This is a genomic window from Zongyangia acetica (assembly GCF_038739695.1).
Taxonomy (GTDB): domain Bacteria; phylum Bacillota; class Clostridia; order Oscillospirales; family Ruminococcaceae; genus Zongyangia; species Zongyangia gallinarum.
The window spans coordinates 1-16380 of record NZ_JBBEWN010000022.1; the positions used below are offsets into that span (position 1 = coordinate 1).

Genomic DNA, 16380 nt, shown 5'->3' on the forward strand with positions numbered 1-16380 from the left:
TTCTCCATTATAGCAGCTTGGACGTTGCTTCTTGCTTAAGCTCTAAACTCCCACCGGCATAGCCGGCGGTTTTTGAAGCCCCAGCGACTTACCGCTGGGGCTTCTTTGCTAAAGCATAACAAAAATAGCGCGGCATCGTTTAGATGCCGCGCTATTTTTACCTATTGATATATCTCGACAAAGTTGAGGCCGTTCTAATTATTTTGAGAACAACTCATCCTCAAATGCAAGCGGATATTTAAGCCCCCACTCTTTGCGCAAAGCATCCATTAGCTCCATGGTCCGGATGGTTTTTTCGTGGGTCATGATGGGGCTTTCTGTAAGCCCTTTCTGGATACAATCTACGACATGGCGAATTTCAGGCTCATAGGCGTTGGCATAGGTTTCCACCTCATACTTTTCACCGGCACTTTTTCCCATGCGGACATAGACATTATCACAGCGGGGGAAATATTCCATTTCCACCATACCTTTTGTGCCATTAATGGAGAAATGGCGGGTCATATGAGAACGATAGGCAAGCTGCATGGTAACGGTCTGGTCTTTTCCATATTGGAAGATGATGGAGCTTTGCTCGTCGATTCCCTCTTCGCTGATTGTTCCAACGGTGGCAATCTTGGTGGGCATCTGCTCATCAAAGATCATCTGAGCAGCATTGATGGTGTATACACCAAGATCCAACAAGGCGCCGCCAGCCAGTTTGGGACGGTTATAACGGTCATTGGAACTGCCTGCGTCGGGAGACATCCGTCCAAAGATAATGTTGACCATACGGATATCACCGATCTGACCATCCTTTGCTTTGGCGATAGCCTGGTTGATAGCCGGATTAAAACGAAGCCAGAGAGCTTCCATGACGAACAGCTTTTTCTCTTCCGCAATTTTGAAGATTTCTTTCGCCTGGATAGCATTAACGGTAAAGGACTTCTCGCAGAGTATATTCTTACCATGCTCTAAACAAAGCAGCATATTTTCATAATGCTGGGAATGGGGAGTGGCCACATGGATGATATCAATTTCTGGATCGGATACAAGCTCTTCATAGCTGCCATAAGCATGAGGAATGTGATGCTTTTCTGCAAAAGCCTGTGCCTTCTCCAAGGTACGGGAACCCACGGCCCAAACCTCAGCGCCAGGTACGGACTGAATGGTTTCTGTAATCTGGCGGGCGATATCGCCGGTAGCCATGATGCCAAATTTTACTGTTTTTGCTGCCATAGTAATCTCCATTCTCCGGCGGATGAATTTATGCATTTTCCCATCACGGCCACCGGAACATGACAGGACCTATTTTCGTTGACACTTTTTATTTTACTTCAATTTTTCCAACAGGACAAGCGCGGAAAGAAAACAATCCACTTGTTTCACAGGAAAAAGACATAACTCAATCATCAAAAAGCTCGGTGGAAAGATAGCGCTCACCGGTATCAGGAAAAATGGCCACAATGAGCTTACCTGCGTTTTCAGGTCTTTGGGCAAGGATGGAAGCGGCATGGCACGCGGCTCCAGAGGAAATCCCCACCAAAAGTCCTTCGGTCCGCCCTAACTCTTTAGCAGCCCGGATGGCATCCCCATCGGTAATGGCCAACACCTCATCCACCAAAGCGGGATCATAATTTTTAGGAATAAAATTAGCGCCGATCCCCTGAATCTTGTGCGGGCCAGCTTTCCCTTGGGTGATGAGGGGGGAAGAAGCAGGTTCTACGCCAACGATCTGGATACTAGGATTTTGTTTTTTTAGGTATCTTGCCGTGCCACAAAGGGTTCCGCCAGTACCGATTCCCGCCACCAGAATGTCAATTGTACCATCAGTATCTCTCCAGATCTCGGGGCCAGTAGAAGCCTCATGGGCAGCGGGATTGGCTGGGTTGGAAAATTGGGAGGGGATGAACGCTTGGGGAAAAGAATCGGCCAGCTCCTGGGCTTTTTCAATGGAGCCCTGCATCCCTTTTTCTCCCGGAGTTAGGACAATTTCCGATCCATAGGCCTTGAGCAGTTTTTGACGTTCAATACTCATGGTTTCCGGCATGGTGAGAATCATCCGATAACCCCTGGATGCCGCGACACTGGCAAGGCCGATGCCGGTATTCCCGCTGGTGGGCTCGATGATGACAGAACCGGGCTTTAGGATCCCTCTTTTTTCCGCATCAACAATCATGGCGTATCCCACCCGATCCTTAACACTGCCGGCAGGATTGAAATACTCCAGCTTTGCAACTATCTGAGCAGAAATCCCATGTGTAGCTTCATATCCCTGCAATCGCAGCAGTGGCGTATTACCTATTAAATCATAGAGATGACCATAAATTTTTGACATAGTCTGTCGCCTCCTTTATTTCTTGTGAATAGCTTCTCTTTAACCTTAGTGGAAGAAAAAAAGAATGTCAATGAAAACTATTTTCTATCTGGACAAACAATTGCACATTCTATCTCATTGTTTTTGCAATTGACGCTAAGAATTTTAATGGGAACAGCAACTTCGAAAACAGCGAAGTTTATACAAACCAGTGGGCAGATACCAGCGCACTCGAAAACCCAAAAGGTAAAAACTTCACAGAAGTTAATGGTGTCTATGAAGTTCCCAATAATGGCAAAATAACTTTGTTATCTCTGATACTTTTGCCAATGCCTTTAGTTTGGACACCAATTCAGATACCGCTTTATATTTTCATAAAAATTTTTCCTTTCCCCTTGACAAAGTTATTCTTGGTGATTATACTAAATAACAATCAAACACCTCAAACCGTTGAATGAGAAGAGTAGGCAAAGAAAGTCGTCTTACAGAGAGTTGCCGTTGGTGGAAGGCAATAGAGGACGCTTTGTTGAATGGACTCATGAGGGCAGGACGAAAAGAGTAACACTTAGTAGTGCCTGACGGGATCTCCGCCCGTTATCAAGGGAGCCTATATGTTTGTATAGGGAGCGAGTGGACACGAAAGTGTCAATTTGGGTGGTACCGCAGAAGTTTATGGCTTTTGTCCCAACAGTATTGTTGAGACAAAAGCCTTTTTTATTTGCTTCCTTTGGAGCAGATGCTTCGCCGTCATGACCTGCGCCCTTAGGGGCGGCGCTCCCGCAAAACTCAAGATCAATTTGTAAAGGAGTCCTTATGATGAAAAAAGTACCGCACAGACTGTATCTCACCGAAGACCAGATGCCGAAACAGTGGTATAATCTGCGGGCCGACATGCCGGAACAGCCCGATCCCATGCTCAATCCCGCTACCTTGAAACCTGCTACGGAAGAAGACCTTTATCCCGTTTTCTGCAAGGAGTTGGCTCATCAAGAGATGGATGCGGAAACGCGCTATATTGATATTCCCGAAGAAATTCAGGAAATGTATAAAATTTACCGTCCCTCCCCCCTCATCCGAGCCTATAACTTAGAAAAGGCTCTCGGCACTCCTGCCAAGATCTATTACAAATTTGAGGGTAATAACACCTCTGGAAGTCACAAGCTTAACTCTGCTATCGCCCAGGCCTATTATGCTAAGAAGCAAGGACTGACCTGCCTTACCACCGAGACCGGAGCTGGGCAGTGGGGTACCGCATTGGCTGAAGCATGCGCTTATTTTGGTTTGGATCTGACAGTATTTATGGTAAAGGTCTCCTACAACCAAAAGCCATTCCGTAAAGCGGTGATGCAAACCTTCGATGCTAACGTTATCGCAAGCCCCAGTGATACTACCAATGCTGGGCGCCAGATTTTGGCTGCTGATCCCAACACTGGGGGCAGCTTGGGCTGTGCGATTTCTGAGGCAATCGAGAAGGCGATGACTACAGAAGGATGCCGGTATGTGCTCGGTTCTGTTCTCAATCAAGTGCTTCTGCATCAGTCTATCATTGGCCTAGAGAGCAAAATAGCTATGGAAATGCTAGATGAATATCCCGACATCATCATCGGATGCGCTGGCGGTGGTTCCAATCTTGGCGGTCTTATTGCTCCCTTTATGCAGGATAAGCTGACCGGAAAGGCTGATCCTCGTATCGTCGCTGTGGAACCCGCTTCCTGCCCCTCCCTGACCCGCGGCAAATACGCTTACGATTTCTGTGACACTGGAAAAGTCACTCCCCTGGCCCGGATGTACACTTTGGGTTCTGGCTTCATGCCTTCCCCCAACCACGCTGGCGGACTTCGGTATCATGGCATGTCCCCCATCCTTTCCAAACTTTATCACGATGGATATATGGAGGCTGTTTCTGTAGAGCAAACTAAAGTCTTTGAAGCTGCTACCTATTTTGCCAAGTATGAGACGATCTTGCCGGCACCTGAATCTGCCCACGCTATCCGTGCCGCTATAGATGAGGCCATCAGATGCAAAGAGACAGGAGAAACCAAAACCATCCTCTTTGGTCTGACCGGCACGGGTTACTTTGATATGACCGCTTACCAGGCTTATCATGATGGTCAAATGAACGACTATATTCCCTCTGATGCTGATCTACAAAAAGGTTTTGACGGTCTGCCTAAGGTTGACTAAATAAAAAAGCGCCCCGATGGGCGCTTTTTTATTATCACATGATTTCTAGAAAGGAAGCTCTATAGCTTCAAAACTCCCTATTGTTCATCTTCTTTCTTCTGCTGACAATCCCTACGGGAACAGCCAGCACAGCCCTGACAGCCACCGCAAGTTCCCCGGTGCTTCCAGGCATATCTGACAGCCAGTGCTACCAAGGCAACAAGAAGAATAAGGATAGCATAGTCTATGGGTTTCATCGCGTCATCCTTTCCTCAATGGATAAAGAGCGCTCCGACCTGATAGACCAAACACGCCATCAACCAAGCTACCACTGTCTGGGTTACAGAAACAAGAAGTGCACTTTTTCCGCTGTTCATTTCTCGCCTTACAGCGCTGATAGCAGCCACGCAAGGAGTGTAAAGCAGGGTAAATACCAAGAAGGATGTAGCGGCGAGAGGCGTAAAGATGCCGCCGAGGGCCTGAGGTAAGGTAGCCGTGCTGGCCCCTGTGAGAACGGCAAAAGTACTAATCACCGCCTCCTTCGCGGAAAAACCAGTGATCAACGCGGTGGAGGCACGCCAATCCGCAAAGCCCAAGGGGGCAAAAATGGGGGCAATGAACCGTCCGATACTGGCAAGCATGCTGTCCGCGCTGTCCGCTACCACATTCAATCGGGTATCAAAGGTCTGGAAGAACCAAATAATTAAGGTTGCTACAAAGATGATGGTAAATGCCCTCGTCAAAAAATCTTTTGCCTTGTCCCAGAGCAGCAGGCCAACACTTTTTGGGCTGGGCAGGCGGTAATTGGGCAGCTCCATGACAAAGGGAACCGGATTGCCCCGAAATGCTGTCTTTTTGAGGATAAGGCCCATTAGGATGCCGACAACCATTCCCAGCACATATAATCCGATCATGACAAGAGCTCGGTATCTGGGGAAAAACGCCATGGTGAACATACCGTAAATGGGCAGCTTGGCACTACAGGACATGAAAGGGGTCAGCATGATGGTCATTTTACGATCCCGTTCACTAGAAAGGGTACGTGTCGCCATAATGGCCGGTACAGAGCATCCAAATCCAATAAGCATGGGGACAAAGCTGCGGCCAGAAAGGCCAATCTTCCGCAGAAGTTTATCCATGACGAAAGCAACACGGGCCATGTATCCGCTGTCCTCTAACAGGGAGAGGAAAAAGAACAGTACCACAATGGTGGGAATAAAGGAAAGCACGCTGCCCACTCCAGCAAAAGCTCCGTCAATAATGAGAGAGTGAATCACTGGGTTAATTCCGTACGCAAGCAGTCCCTCACTGACAAGATTTGTTAGCGCATCGATCCCCTGGGAAAGCAGGTCGCTGAGAAAGCTTCCCACAACGCCAAAGGTCAGCCAGAAGATGACCAGCATAATGAGCAAAAACACCGGTATAGCCAGATATTTATTGGTAAGCACATTGTCAATCCGGACACTGCGGATATGCTCACGGCTTTCTTTGGGCTTGATAACGCAGTCGGTACAGAGCTTGTCAATAAAATTATACCGCATGTCAGCCAGCGCCGCTTTTTTATCGGTTCCAAGCTCCTGCTCCATCTCGGTGATGCTGTGCTGGATCATATCCTTCTCATTGTCAGATAACTGTAGCATCTCCTCTACCGGTCCATCTCCCTCCACCAGCTTGGTGGCCGCAAAGCGCATGGGCAAGCCTGCTCGCTCTGCATGGTCTTCAATGAGATGGGCGATGGAGTGGATGGTTCTATGTACGGCGCCGGAGCAAAAGTCCTGGCGCTTGGGGAGCTGTCTGCGTTCTGCCGTACGCATGGCGCGGTTGATGAGTTCATCGATTCCCTCATTCTTCGCTGCTGAAATGGGGACTACAGGTACACCCAGTTCTTCTGAAAGCTGATCGATTTTGACTGTCCCCCCATTGGATCTCATCTCATCCATCATATTCAGCGCAATGATCATAGGAACACCCAACTCGATGAGCTGCATGCTCAGATAAAGGTTTCTTTCTATGTTCATGGCATCCACAATATTGATGATGCCATCTGGATGATGCTTTAAGATGAAATCCCGGGTGACAATCTCCTCCGATGTATAAGGCGACAGAGAATAAATTCCCGGCAGATCCACCACAGTTGTGTCTTTATGTCCGCGGATAACACCATCCTTGCGCTCTACTGTTACACCCGGGAAATTGCCCACATGCTGATTAGAACCCGTCAGTTGGTTAAAAAGGGTTGTTTTTCCGCTATTTTGATTTCCTACCAATGCAAAAACCATGCTTAATCCTCCTCGACCTCTATGTTTTTTGCATCGTCAATGCGCAGGGTCAGCTCATAGCCGCGGAGCATTAACTCGATGGGGTCTCCCATAGGTGCCACCTTTCGGACCATCACCTGGGTCTTTGGGGTCAATCCCATATCAAGAAGCCGGTCTCTCAAAGCGCCTTCTCCATTGACCGCTACAATCCGCGCTTTTTTCCCAATTTTAAGCTTATCCAGCGTTTTCAATCTCTTTCCCCTTTTCCTTGATAGTTTCGCATTATATTCTATCTTATTTTACAGCTACATCTTATAAAAAGCAATAAAACCGCCTTCTGTTAGCATAAGCTAACCTTCAATTTTCTCTCGCCACGCCTCGGGATTTACCATATGGATAGGTTTTCCCCTCATGAACGCTTGCAGGTTCTCTGCCACCATCTCTACCAACCGAATGCGTGTATCTCGCGGTGCCCAGGCAATATGTGGCGTCACAATACAGTTGGGAGCTTGCAAAAGCGGGTTCTCCTTATCCGGTGGCTCCACAGACAAAACATCTACCCCTACAGCGGAAAGCTTACCACTTTTTAGGGCCTGTGCCACATCCTCCTCCTGAAGGATAGGCCCTCTCGCCGTATTCAGCAGGATTGCTCCGTCCTTCATCTGGGAGATAGTCTCTCTATTAATCAGGTGCCTTGTTTCGGGAAAGAGGGGGCAGTGGATGGAAATAATATCGCTTTCCCGCAAAAGTGTAGTAAAGTCGGCAAAATGAATTTGTTGGGTTTCCATGGCCGGATCCGGGTGACGGCGGGTACCCAACACCTGCATGCCAAAGGCTTCCGCTATTTTGGCTGTACGATATCCGATTTCTCCCATGCCAATAATTCCCATGGTTTTCCCTCTCAGTTCCAATAGCGGCTGGCGGCTGTAATATTGTGGCCCTTCTTCCCAGCATCCTGTATGGGCAAGACGGTCAAAATCAGAGACATGCTGGCAGATTTCCAGCAAAAGGGCAAAGGTATGCTGCGCTACCGCCTCTGTAGAATATCCCGGCACATTACAGACGATGACACCATGTTCTGTCGCCGCATCAATATCCACAATGTTATACCCTGTGGCAAACAATCCCACATATCTGAGCTGAGGACAACATGCAAACACTTCCCTTTGTATTTGGGTACGAGTACAAAGGATAGCCTTCGCATCTCCGATACGTTCTACGACTTTTTCCTTGGGCGTACTAGAATAAACCGAAACTTCTCCTAAAGACTCCAGGGGTTCCCAGGAAATATCACCGGGATTTACGGTACCGCCATCTAAAACTACAATTTTCATTGAGCTATCCCCTCTTTCTATCGTCCTACCATTGTACCACAAAAATGTCGTTAAATACGATTTTTCAAAAACCCAAATTCTCAGCTTCTGTGCCTGATAGAAAAATCCAGTAGAATATTACCGTCAAATATTCCCCATAGAAAATAATAAAAGGCAATTCCCACTCTCAGTAGGAACTGCCTTTTATTATATTTGTCCTGATTTAATTAATTTTGCTCATATACCCCAATGCATTCTGTAGTATTCGAACAAATTGACGACTATCGTCATGTCCCAAATACTCCATTAATCCCTTGTTCTTTTCAATCATCATCTCTTTTGCCTCATCGTACACCGCTTCGCCCCGATCGGTTAGCTTTACCCTAACCACCCGGCGATCCAGCTTCGAATAGACTCGAGTGACCAGCCCTTGTTCTTCCAAAGAATTAATGACAGGGGTGATACTGGGCGGGGTTACCCCCAGCAATTTGCCAATGTCAGAGGTTTTGATCCCCTCTCTATGCTCATCCTCTTGGGATTTAATACATACAATGGCATTGAGCTCCGTTGACTTCATTCCAGGATATTTAATTTTGGATGTACTTGTTCTTCCAAATAACGCCAGCAACTGTACCAGGTTCTCAACAGTCTCTCTATCAGACATCTGTTCACGCTCCTAATATTTGCTGGCAAAATATTGAGACCCTGTAATTATTTTAGCGCAGTTCCTCACAAAATTCTTAGCCCTGAAAAAAACAGTTTGTGAACAATTTGGAAATCCATCTTCCCATTCTCATAGAGCACTTCATAAAAAAGCGGCTGCTTACGCAGCCGTTTTCTCATTTATTTAAGGGATAGGAACGGATACATTGGGTGGGACACGCCTCTTCACAGGCATGACAATTGGTGCATAGCTTGGGGTCGATAGACGCTAAGTTCTCGGTAACTTTTGCCGCTCCTGTGGGGCAGACCTTTTCACACTTTTTGCATCCAATACAGCCACGGCTGCAGACCTTTCTCGTAAAGGCTCCCTTGTCATGGGAAGAACATCTTACAAATACCAAGTTGCTTGTAGGCCGCAGCTCAATAATAGAATTGGGACATTCCCTTACACACATACCGCAGCCTGTGCACTTTTCCTTATCGACGACAGCAATTCCATTTTCCAAATGGATCGCGTCATACATACAGACCGCTACGCAATCGCCAAATCCAAGACAAGCGTGGCTGCATTTGCCACGGCCCTGATAAAAGGTATTGCAGGCAGAACAGGTCTGCGGGCCACGATATTCCATGGCGTAACCGGTGGCGTCGCAATCTCCCCCGCACCGGACAACAGCAGACATCCTCTCTACATTGGAAAATTCCACCCCAAGGATTTCACTGACAGCCCGGGAAGTATTTTCACCGCCAGGAATACAAAGATTCGTTTTGACCCCCTCTGTGGACGCCAATGCCTTGGCATAATCATCGCAGCCGGTATAACCGCAGGCACCACAGTTGGCTCCTGGAAGCGCTTCTCTAATCTGATCAAATTTGGGATCGCTCTTCACCGCCATAAACTTAGCCGCTAAGGCCAACAGCAGTCCGGCAATCAAGCCGAGAGCTGATAGTATGATGATTGGCAATACAACAGTAGTAAACATGACAACCTCCCTCTACTCTCGGCTTATTTGAACAGCCCGTCCACGACACCTACAAAGCCGCCGAAGGACAGGGATACCATGGAAGCCGCCGCCAAAGTGATGGGCATTCCCTTAAAGGATTCTGGGATATCACAGCCTTCCATCCTCTGACGTACACCGGAAAAGAGGACCATGGCCAGAAGAAATCCGAGCCCGGCACCGGCGGCGTTGACAATGGACTCAAGGAAGTTGTAATTGTTGTCCACATTGAGAAGTGTGACACCCAGCACCGCACAGTTGGTGGTAATCAGGGGAAGATAGACCCCCAGAGACTTGTGAAGCGCAGGAATGAACTTTTTCAGGACAATTTCTACCAACTGGACAAAGGCCGCAATGACCAAAATAAATACCAGGGTATTCAGATAGGTTAAGTCAAACTGTAACAGCAAATACCGATAGATCGGATAGGTAACGGCAGAGGCCATAATCATTACAAAGGTGACTGCCAAACCCATACCTACAGCAGAATCCAACTTCTTGGAAACACCGAGGAACGGGCAGATGCCCATAAATTTGGAGAGGACAAAGTTGTCAACCAAAATAGCGCTGACTAGTATCATAAATATCTCTTTCATAGCTAGCACTCTCCCTCCTTAGTTTTTCCGCATTGCTCCGCCATGGGGCAGGCAGCACATCCCGTGGATTTCTTCACCGTCTTGCCTTTTTTCCTTGAAATAAATTGAACTGCCGCAATAACGCAGCCAAATACAAAGAAACCTCCGGGAGCAGACGCCAAAATCTTCATCGGCTCCACCGACGCTGGCAGGACCGTCAGCCCAAACCAAGTGCCCGAACCGATGATTTCACGGATTGAACCGATGATCAGCAAAGCCATGGTGAAACCTAGTCCCATTCCTAAGCCGTCAAAGAAACTATCCAGCACCGTATTCTTGCTGGCGAACATCTCCGCCCGGGCTAGAATGATACAGTTGACCACGATCAGGGGGAGGAAGATGCCCAATTCCTTATCCAAGAAGGGCACGTAGGCCTGTACCAACAGCTGGATAATGGTGACGAATCCAGCGATTACTACAACATACGCCGGAATGCGTACCTTATCGGGAATTACGTTTTTCAAAAGAGAGATCACTACATTGGAACCGATCAGGACAAAGGTCGCGGCCAAACCCATACCCAGTCCATTTCTGGCCATGGTTGTTACGGCCAATGTAGGGCAGGTACCCAAGAGAAGCACCAGCGTAGGATTCTCTTTGATGATACCATTGAGTAGGATTTTCATTCTGTTCATCTTAGAGTTCCCCCTTTACCTGGTCATAAGCAGAAAGCGTCGCATTGAGTATCCCCTTCATGGCATTGGAGGAAACGGTAGCTCCTGCAATGGTTTGGACATCATCTACATCCCCAGTCTTCCCCAGGAACTGGTCAAGGAAATCTGGTTCCGCCGTTTTGGTACCGACTCCCGGCGTCTCGCTGGATGTTAGCACCTTTACCGCCACAATGGCTCCGTCAGCGTCCAGTCCGGTCATGACGGTAATATCCCCGCCATAACCTTTCCCCACCGCCTGAACGGTGATACCCGCTCCATTCGTTGCCTTATATACCTCAACAATGCCCTGGTCTATCAGGGTCTGGTCAATTTCGATTTTTTCAAAGTCATCGCCTTCCGGCAGGACTTCCCTTCGGGCCGCATTTGCTTCTGCTTCTCCCTGCGCCGCGATGACCGGTGCGGTCAGCTGGTAAGTTCCCACCAGACAAGCGGTAACGACCAAACAGATGAGAAGCAAAACTACGGTAGGTTTCACAATCTCTTTCATCGTACTCATGCTTTCACACCTCCAAACACTCTCGGACGGGTGACTTTCTCAATATAGGGGGTGAGGATGTTCATGAGCAATATCGCAAAAGAAACCCCCTCTGGATAAGAGGCAAAATTCCGAATTAGTAGGGTAATCAGTCCACATCCTACGCCAAAGATAAGCTTACCCCAGAAGGTAACAGGGGTAGTTGCATAATCCGTGGCCATAAAGATGGCGCCCAACATCAGTCCTCCAGAAAGGATCTGGGCCACAGGATCCAATCCCAGCAGGAAGCTTCCCACAAATACGGTACCGATAAATGCTACAGGCGCCATGGGATTGATGATCCTACGAATCACCAGATAGACCCCGCCGATGAGCAGGGCAAGCGCGCAGGTCTCCCCCAGACATCCGCCGTTGATCCCCAAAAACAAGTCCAGATTGTCGGGAGCAGCCGCCGCAGGATCAGACAAAAGGGCCAAGGGGGTTGCTGTGGTTACAGCCTCCGCATTCCGGTAATAGAAAGGTTCCACCCAATTGGTCATAGCGCTGGAAAAGGAAAGGAACAAAACAATTCTTCCCACAATGGCGGGATTGGCAAAATTCTGCCCAATGCCGCCGAAAAGCTGCTTGACAATGACAATAGAGACAAAGCAGCCAATGACCGCCATCCAAATAGGGATGGTGACCGGCAGATTAAAGGCCAAGAGCATACCGGTAACGATGGCGGATAGATCGCTGGTCGTATTGTCTTTTTTCATCAGAGCCCTGTAAAGGTACTCAAAAAACACACAAGAGACTACACAAACCGCAGTCACCAAAAGTGCCCGGAATCCAAAGATGACAACCGAGGCTATCAGCGCAGGAATAAGAGCGATGATCACATTCAACATGATCTTTTGTGTCGTCATGCCATCTTTGATATGGGGAGAAGATGTTACTATCAATTGGTTGTTCAATGTGTTCACCTCTTACTTCTTCATTGATTTTCTCACAAGATTTTTTGCCAACTTATTGGTTGCCACCAGTTGACGCTTGGCAGGACATACATAGGCACAGCAGCCGCATTCCATACACAGCATCACCTTTAGTGGCCCCGCAAGGGCTTCCGTCTGCTTGAGATGATACGCCTTTTCAATAGCTGCGGGCATCAGTCCGATAGGGCATGCCCCGCCGCACCTTCCGCATCGAATACAGTTGGTTTCCTTTTCACGGGACACCTGGCTCTCATCGAAAGCGATAATGGCGTTATTATTTTTAATCACTGGATAATCCAGGTCAAAGACGTCAATTCCCATCATGGGACCGCCCATAAAGACCTCTTTGGGTTCTTTCTTCAGTCCGCCACAAAAATCGATGACACTCTGGAAGGAAGCTCCCAATGGCACCATAACATTTTTCGGATGAGCCACTGCTCCGCCATCCACCGTAAGCCGGCGGGAAACTAGGGGCATTCCCGTCTTCATATACCGCGCTATAAAAGCGACCGAACTCACATTGAGGGGAATCACTCCCACATCCGCAGGGATCATTCCCTCACCTACCACACGCCTGGTAGTGTTATAGATCAATACTTTTTCTGCGCCCTGGGGATAGACGGATTTAAGGGGAACTACCTGGATTCCCTGTTCCTTTTCTACCATCTTTGAGAGAAGCTTGATCGCCCTGGGCTTGTTGTTCTCAATCCCGATATAGCATTTGGCAATCGAAAGATAATGCATCACCAACTTGATTCCCTCAACGATATCATCGGGATTCTCCATCATTTCCCGATAGTCCGCGGTGATAAAAGGTTCACATTCCGCCGCGTTGATAATGAGGGTATCCACCTTTTCTGGATGTTTGGGATTGAGTTTCACATGGGTGGGAAAACCTGCTCCTCCCAATCCTACTAGTCCGCTTTTGCGTATGGCGGCCAAAAATTCTTCTTTGGTTGAGACAGATGGGATCTGTATCTCTTCACTGATGGTCTGCTCCCCATCGCTCTCAATCGCGACAGCAGATGTGCGCATTCCCATGGGATTGATAAACTCACTGATCGCTGTCACCTTGCCGGAAACACTGGAATAAATAGGCGCGGACATCGGAGACCCAGCGTCTCCGATGAGCTGCCCCACCTTGACCTGGTCCCCCACCTTGACCATTGGCTCACATGGTGCTCCCATATGCTGGATCATGGGAAGCAGCACCCTCTCCGGCACCGGCATCATCTCGGTAGCACAGTCCATGGTATTTTTATAGTGCGGCACCGAAATGGAGTGCAGAGATTTTTGTACAAACTTTGACACGTCGTTTTCCTCCATTTACATATTTGCTGGACCACAGTGGAATCACTACCTTGCGCGTTATGCTTTTCCACGCGCATTTTCTGTCCACTTTCGGATGATACCGCTGCAGCAGTCAGCTAAACTCCTGTTGATCCTCAGCGGATTTTATTTTGCAGCCTGTTGAGAACAGGCATGACAACCCTGACAGTCAGTCCTGTAATCAGCCCCATGCCAATTCCGGACAGAATCAGCACAGGCAGGTAATATAGGACCATTTCCGTTTGCAGCAAAAAAGATGCTGCTACCAACTGGCCAATATTGTGAAACACGGCTCCCAGAATGCTCACTGTAAGATAGGAAACTTTCTCTTTCAAAATGACAGATACTCCCACCATTACTGCTACCGAAAGAATTCCTCCGCTTAAGCTGAGAATCCCCGCCACAGTACCACGGGTCAAAAGCACAAAAATAGATTTGAGCACAGCAATCAGCAGCGCTCTTTTTTTCCCCACGCAGAACAGCGCATACATGGTGATAATATTGGAAAGGCCCAGCTTGACACCGGGCGGTAAAAAGGCCACCGTCGGAAGCAAACCTTCTAAAAAGGCCAATGCCATCGACAGGGCAAACAACATTCCTGTAAACGCAACCTGATAGGCAGGGCGGGTTTTTCCTTCTGTATCTGTTCTCATTTTTCTACTGCCACCCCTTCATAAAAGGTGTAGCCGGTACTCTCATCTATCTGGCGGATGGAGTCCAGAATGCCCTGGGAAGCATATACATTTTTATCCTTGTCCACAATAATGAAATCAAACATATCGTTATCCGCATATGCCAGCACCTTGTCTTTTCCCATCATAAAAAGAGTGGTCGACAGAAAATCCGCCAGCATACCATTTTCACAAATTGCCGTGGCCTGAATCAAATCGGTTTCACAGGGATAACCTGTTCTTGGATCTATCACATGATGATAGCGTTTCCCATCCTGTTCAAAATATCGCTCATAGTCTCCGGTTGTGGCAATCACTTTGCCTTCTACGACGAGCTTGGCAATCACATCGTTTGCAGTACCTCTGGGATCCCGCAGCCCAATAACAAAGTCTTCTCCCTGAGACTTTGGATCAATCACCAGCACATTTCCTCCTAGGGAAATACTGGCCGCGGTTACCCCCATCTCCTCATAAATTTCCCTGACCATATCCGTTGCCATCCCCTTGGCAATGCCGCCCATATCCAAGGCCTGACCTTTTCTTCGAAGCATCACCGCCGTATTCTCTTCATCCAGCAGGATATCCTCATAGTTCACCAAGGACTTTGCCTGGTCAATTTCCTCTTGGCTGGGCACTCTGGGATGATCGGATGTAATCCCCCAAAGGCTGGTGAGCGGAGCGATGGTCACATCGAAAAGGCCGCCAGACAGTTCAGACATAGACTTTGCTGTACTGATTAAGTCAAACGTTTCCTGGGATACTTTTACATAATCGACACCTGCATTGGCATTGATCTTTGAAATTTCAGAGTCATTCAGGTGCATGGAGAGTTTTTCTTCAAAACGGCGGAGCTGCTCATTGACTGTGTCCGCCACTTCCTGACCATGAGAACTCACAACGGTTTGGGTAATAATTGTATCCATGATGAACTGTTCTGTTTTGACCGTCTTGTCCTTTCGCGCATTGTATATTCCATCAAAAATGGCGACTGCGGCAATCGCCACAGCGGCCAGAGTAACCCAAAGTATGGTCTTTTTCCTTTTTGTCAACTACCACATTCCCTCGCTTTTCTATCATTGACATGACCATCTGTCATATCATTTATTCTATACTATTCTTGGTTTAAATTCAAACTTTTTTACATGCTACAGAATAAAAGTTTAACCAGATTTTTCTTCACTTTCTACAATCTTGATAATAATTTAGCAGGCCCTCCTTAAGATGACAAAATGCCCCACGGATAACGACAGCATATTTTGGCTCTTGGTGAGTAAAATATACAAGAGCACAAAAGATTTGATCTTTCCAATTGTATTTCATTGATAGACAAAAAGATAGGAGGAGTCCTTATGAAAAAATTTGCAGCCGTTATGCTCAGCTGCCTGTTGATTGCTGCCGTGTTGTCCGGTTGCGGCGCATCTATGAAAGATGGTACCTATCGGGCCGAATATGACGCATATTCCCACGGCTACAAGGAATTTGTAGAGCTGACCGTCAAAGATGGTAAGTTTACCGATGTCACTTTTAACGCTGTCAGTGAAGCGGGCGAACTCAAAACCGACGATGTGGAATATCAAGAGTCTATGGAGTCCGTCAGCGGCACCTATCCGGCGAAATTTTATCCTGAACTGGCTCAAAAGTTAGAGGATACCCAAGACATTGATAAGGTCGACAAGGTTGCGGGTGCAACCAATTCTACTGTAAGTTTTAAGACTTTGGTAAAAACGCTTTTGAAAGAAAACGTCAAAAATGGAGATTCCACTACCCTGGTCGTGGAGAGTGAGGCTGAAGGCTAATGAACAAAAGGGAGAGGTGATCGCCTCTCCCTTTTTCTTGTTTAGTTATCACCTTCATCTTTCGTTTCTCCCGATCTGTTATCTTTTCAGCTGTTCATCGATAGGAGTTTATATTATACTAGAAGAAAATGCAGA

17 protein-coding genes and 1 other annotated feature are annotated in these 16380 nt (G+C 47.6%); of the genes, 2 read left to right on the forward strand and 15 right to left on the reverse strand.

Annotated features, from left to right (window positions below; genetic code table 11):
- Window positions 1–198: 198 nt before the first annotated feature.
- Window positions 199–1218 carry a Gfo/Idh/MocA family protein gene (locus WGC32_RS14030; protein ID WP_342682793.1) on the reverse strand — a complete coding sequence of 340 codons (1020 nt, stop codon included), beginning with the start codon at window positions 1216–1218 and terminating at the stop codon, window positions 199–201.
- 166 nt (window positions 1219–1384) lie between these two features.
- A complete protein-coding gene (gene cysK / locus WGC32_RS14035; RefSeq protein WP_342682795.1) occupies window positions 1385–2317 on the reverse strand; it encodes a cysteine synthase A in 933 nt (310 codons plus the stop codon).
- A gap of 420 nt (window positions 2318–2737) precedes the next feature.
- Window positions 2738–2986 (forward strand) — a binding site (T-box leader).
- Between the two features lie 126 nt (window positions 2987–3112).
- On the opposite strand from cysK, the gene WGC32_RS14040 reads away from it, so the two are divergent.
- Complete coding sequence (locus tag WGC32_RS14040; protein ID WP_342682796.1) at window positions 3113–4480, forward strand: TrpB-like pyridoxal phosphate-dependent enzyme; 1368 nt, start codon at window positions 3113–3115, stop codon at window positions 4478–4480.
- Window positions 4481–4557: 77 nt separating this feature from the next.
- Here the strand turns inward: WGC32_RS14040 and WGC32_RS15160 are convergent, their stop codons facing one another.
- From WGC32_RS15160 to WGC32_RS14100, 13 genes are all read right to left on the reverse strand, one after another.
- Complete coding sequence (locus WGC32_RS15160) at window positions 4558–4716, reverse strand: FeoB-associated Cys-rich membrane protein (protein ID WP_462933643.1); 159 nt, start codon at window positions 4714–4716, stop codon at window positions 4558–4560.
- A gap of 15 nt (window positions 4717–4731) precedes the next feature.
- Window positions 4732–6738 (reverse strand): ferrous iron transport protein B, encoded by a 2007-nt coding sequence (gene feoB, locus WGC32_RS14045; RefSeq protein WP_191482547.1) that lies wholly within the window; start codon window positions 6736–6738, stop codon window positions 4732–4734.
- Window positions 6739–6740: 2 nt separating this feature from the next.
- Entirely contained in the window at window positions 6741–6968 is a 228-nt protein-coding gene (locus tag WGC32_RS14050) for a FeoA domain-containing protein (protein WP_191482548.1), read from the reverse strand.
- A gap of 99 nt (window positions 6969–7067) precedes the next feature.
- On the reverse strand, window positions 7068–8051 hold the full coding sequence (locus WGC32_RS14055; protein WP_342682798.1) for a D-2-hydroxyacid dehydrogenase: 984 nt from the start codon (window positions 8049–8051) through the stop codon (window positions 7068–7070).
- A gap of 202 nt (window positions 8052–8253) precedes the next feature.
- The gene (locus WGC32_RS14060; protein ID WP_342682800.1) at window positions 8254–8694 is read right to left on the reverse strand and encodes a MarR family winged helix-turn-helix transcriptional regulator; all 441 of its coding nucleotides are present in this window, start codon (window positions 8692–8694) and stop codon (window positions 8254–8256) included.
- A 175-nt stretch (window positions 8695–8869) separates the two neighbouring features.
- Entirely contained in the window at window positions 8870–9676 is an 807-nt protein-coding gene (gene rnfB, locus WGC32_RS14065) for an RnfABCDGE type electron transport complex subunit B (RefSeq protein ID WP_342682802.1), read from the reverse strand.
- 23 nt (window positions 9677–9699) lie between these two features.
- Window positions 9700–10290, reverse strand: a complete 591-nt coding sequence (gene rsxA, locus WGC32_RS14070; RefSeq protein WP_191482552.1) for an electron transport complex subunit RsxA — start codon at window positions 10288–10290, stop codon at window positions 9700–9702.
- A 2-nt stretch (window positions 10291–10292) separates the two neighbouring features.
- Window positions 10293–10964, reverse strand: a complete 672-nt coding sequence (gene rsxE, locus WGC32_RS14075) for an electron transport complex subunit RsxE (protein ID WP_191482553.1) — start codon at window positions 10962–10964, stop codon at window positions 10293–10295.
- A 1-nt stretch (window position 10965) separates the two neighbouring features.
- Window positions 10966–11499 (reverse strand): FMN-binding protein, encoded by a 534-nt coding sequence (locus WGC32_RS14080; RefSeq protein WP_191482554.1) that lies wholly within the window; start codon window positions 11497–11499, stop codon window positions 10966–10968.
- Window positions 11496–12431 (reverse strand): RnfABCDGE type electron transport complex subunit D, encoded by a 936-nt coding sequence (locus tag WGC32_RS14085; RefSeq protein ID WP_191510020.1) that lies wholly within the window; start codon window positions 12429–12431, stop codon window positions 11496–11498. Before WGC32_RS14085 ends, WGC32_RS14080 begins: the two co-directional genes overlap by 4 nt.
- Before the next feature lie 12 nt (window positions 12432–12443).
- Window positions 12444–13760 (reverse strand): electron transport complex subunit RsxC, encoded by a 1317-nt coding sequence (rsxC, locus tag WGC32_RS14090; RefSeq protein WP_342682806.1) that lies wholly within the window; start codon window positions 13758–13760, stop codon window positions 12444–12446.
- Window positions 13761–13894: 134 nt separating this feature from the next.
- Window positions 13895–14431 (reverse strand): Gx transporter family protein, encoded by a 537-nt coding sequence (locus WGC32_RS14095; RefSeq protein ID WP_342682808.1) that lies wholly within the window; start codon window positions 14429–14431, stop codon window positions 13895–13897.
- Window positions 14428–15498, reverse strand: a complete 1071-nt coding sequence (locus WGC32_RS14100) for an FAD:protein FMN transferase (RefSeq protein WP_191510017.1) — start codon at window positions 15496–15498, stop codon at window positions 14428–14430. The genes WGC32_RS14095 and WGC32_RS14100 overlap by 4 nt, the downstream gene beginning before the upstream one ends.
- Before the next feature lie 300 nt (window positions 15499–15798).
- Here WGC32_RS14100 and WGC32_RS14105 point away from each other — a divergent pair, with 300 nt between their 5' ends.
- Entirely contained in the window at window positions 15799–16245 is a 447-nt protein-coding gene (locus WGC32_RS14105) for an FMN-binding protein (RefSeq protein ID WP_191510016.1), read from the forward strand.
- Window positions 16246–16380: the final 135 nt, after the last annotated feature.

What these genes read in the sequence shown, in the direction of transcription:
- rsxE (WP_191482553.1), bottom strand. Translation starts at nt 10,964, where the DNA reads ATGAACAGAATGAAAATCCTACTCAATGGTATCATCAAAGAGAATCCT.
- WGC32_RS14105 (WP_191510016.1), top strand. Translation starts at nt 15,799, where the DNA reads ATGAAAAAATTTGCAGCCGTTATGCTCAGCTGCCTGTTGATTGCTGCC.
- WGC32_RS15160 (WP_462933643.1), bottom strand. Translation starts at nt 4,716, where the DNA reads ATGAAACCCATAGACTATGCTATCCTTATTCTTCTTGTTGCCTTGGTA.
- WGC32_RS14080 (WP_191482554.1), bottom strand. Translation starts at nt 11,499, where the DNA reads ATGAGTACGATGAAAGAGATTGTGAAACCTACCGTAGTTTTGCTTCTC.
- rnfB (WP_342682802.1), bottom strand. Translation starts at nt 9,676, where the DNA reads ATGTTTACTACTGTTGTATTGCCAATCATCATACTATCAGCTCTCGGC.
- rsxA (WP_191482552.1), bottom strand. Translation starts at nt 10,290, where the DNA reads ATGAAAGAGATATTTATGATACTAGTCAGCGCTATTTTGGTTGACAAC.
- feoB (WP_191482547.1), bottom strand. Translation starts at nt 6,738, where the DNA reads ATGGTTTTTGCATTGGTAGGAAATCAAAATAGCGGAAAAACAACCCTT.
- WGC32_RS14055 (WP_342682798.1), bottom strand. Translation starts at nt 8,051, where the DNA reads ATGAAAATTGTAGTTTTAGATGGCGGTACCGTAAATCCCGGTGATATT.
- WGC32_RS14030 (WP_342682793.1), bottom strand. Translation starts at nt 1,218, where the DNA reads ATGGCAGCAAAAACAGTAAAATTTGGCATCATGGCTACCGGCGATATC.
- cysK (WP_342682795.1), bottom strand. Translation starts at nt 2,317, where the DNA reads ATGTCAAAAATTTATGGTCATCTCTATGATTTAATAGGTAATACGCCA.
- WGC32_RS14040 (WP_342682796.1), top strand. Translation starts at nt 3,113, where the DNA reads ATGAAAAAAGTACCGCACAGACTGTATCTCACCGAAGACCAGATGCCG.
- WGC32_RS14095 (WP_342682808.1), bottom strand. Translation starts at nt 14,431, where the DNA reads ATGAGAACAGATACAGAAGGAAAAACCCGCCCTGCCTATCAGGTTGCG.
- WGC32_RS14060 (WP_342682800.1), bottom strand. Translation starts at nt 8,694, where the DNA reads ATGTCTGATAGAGAGACTGTTGAGAACCTGGTACAGTTGCTGGCGTTA.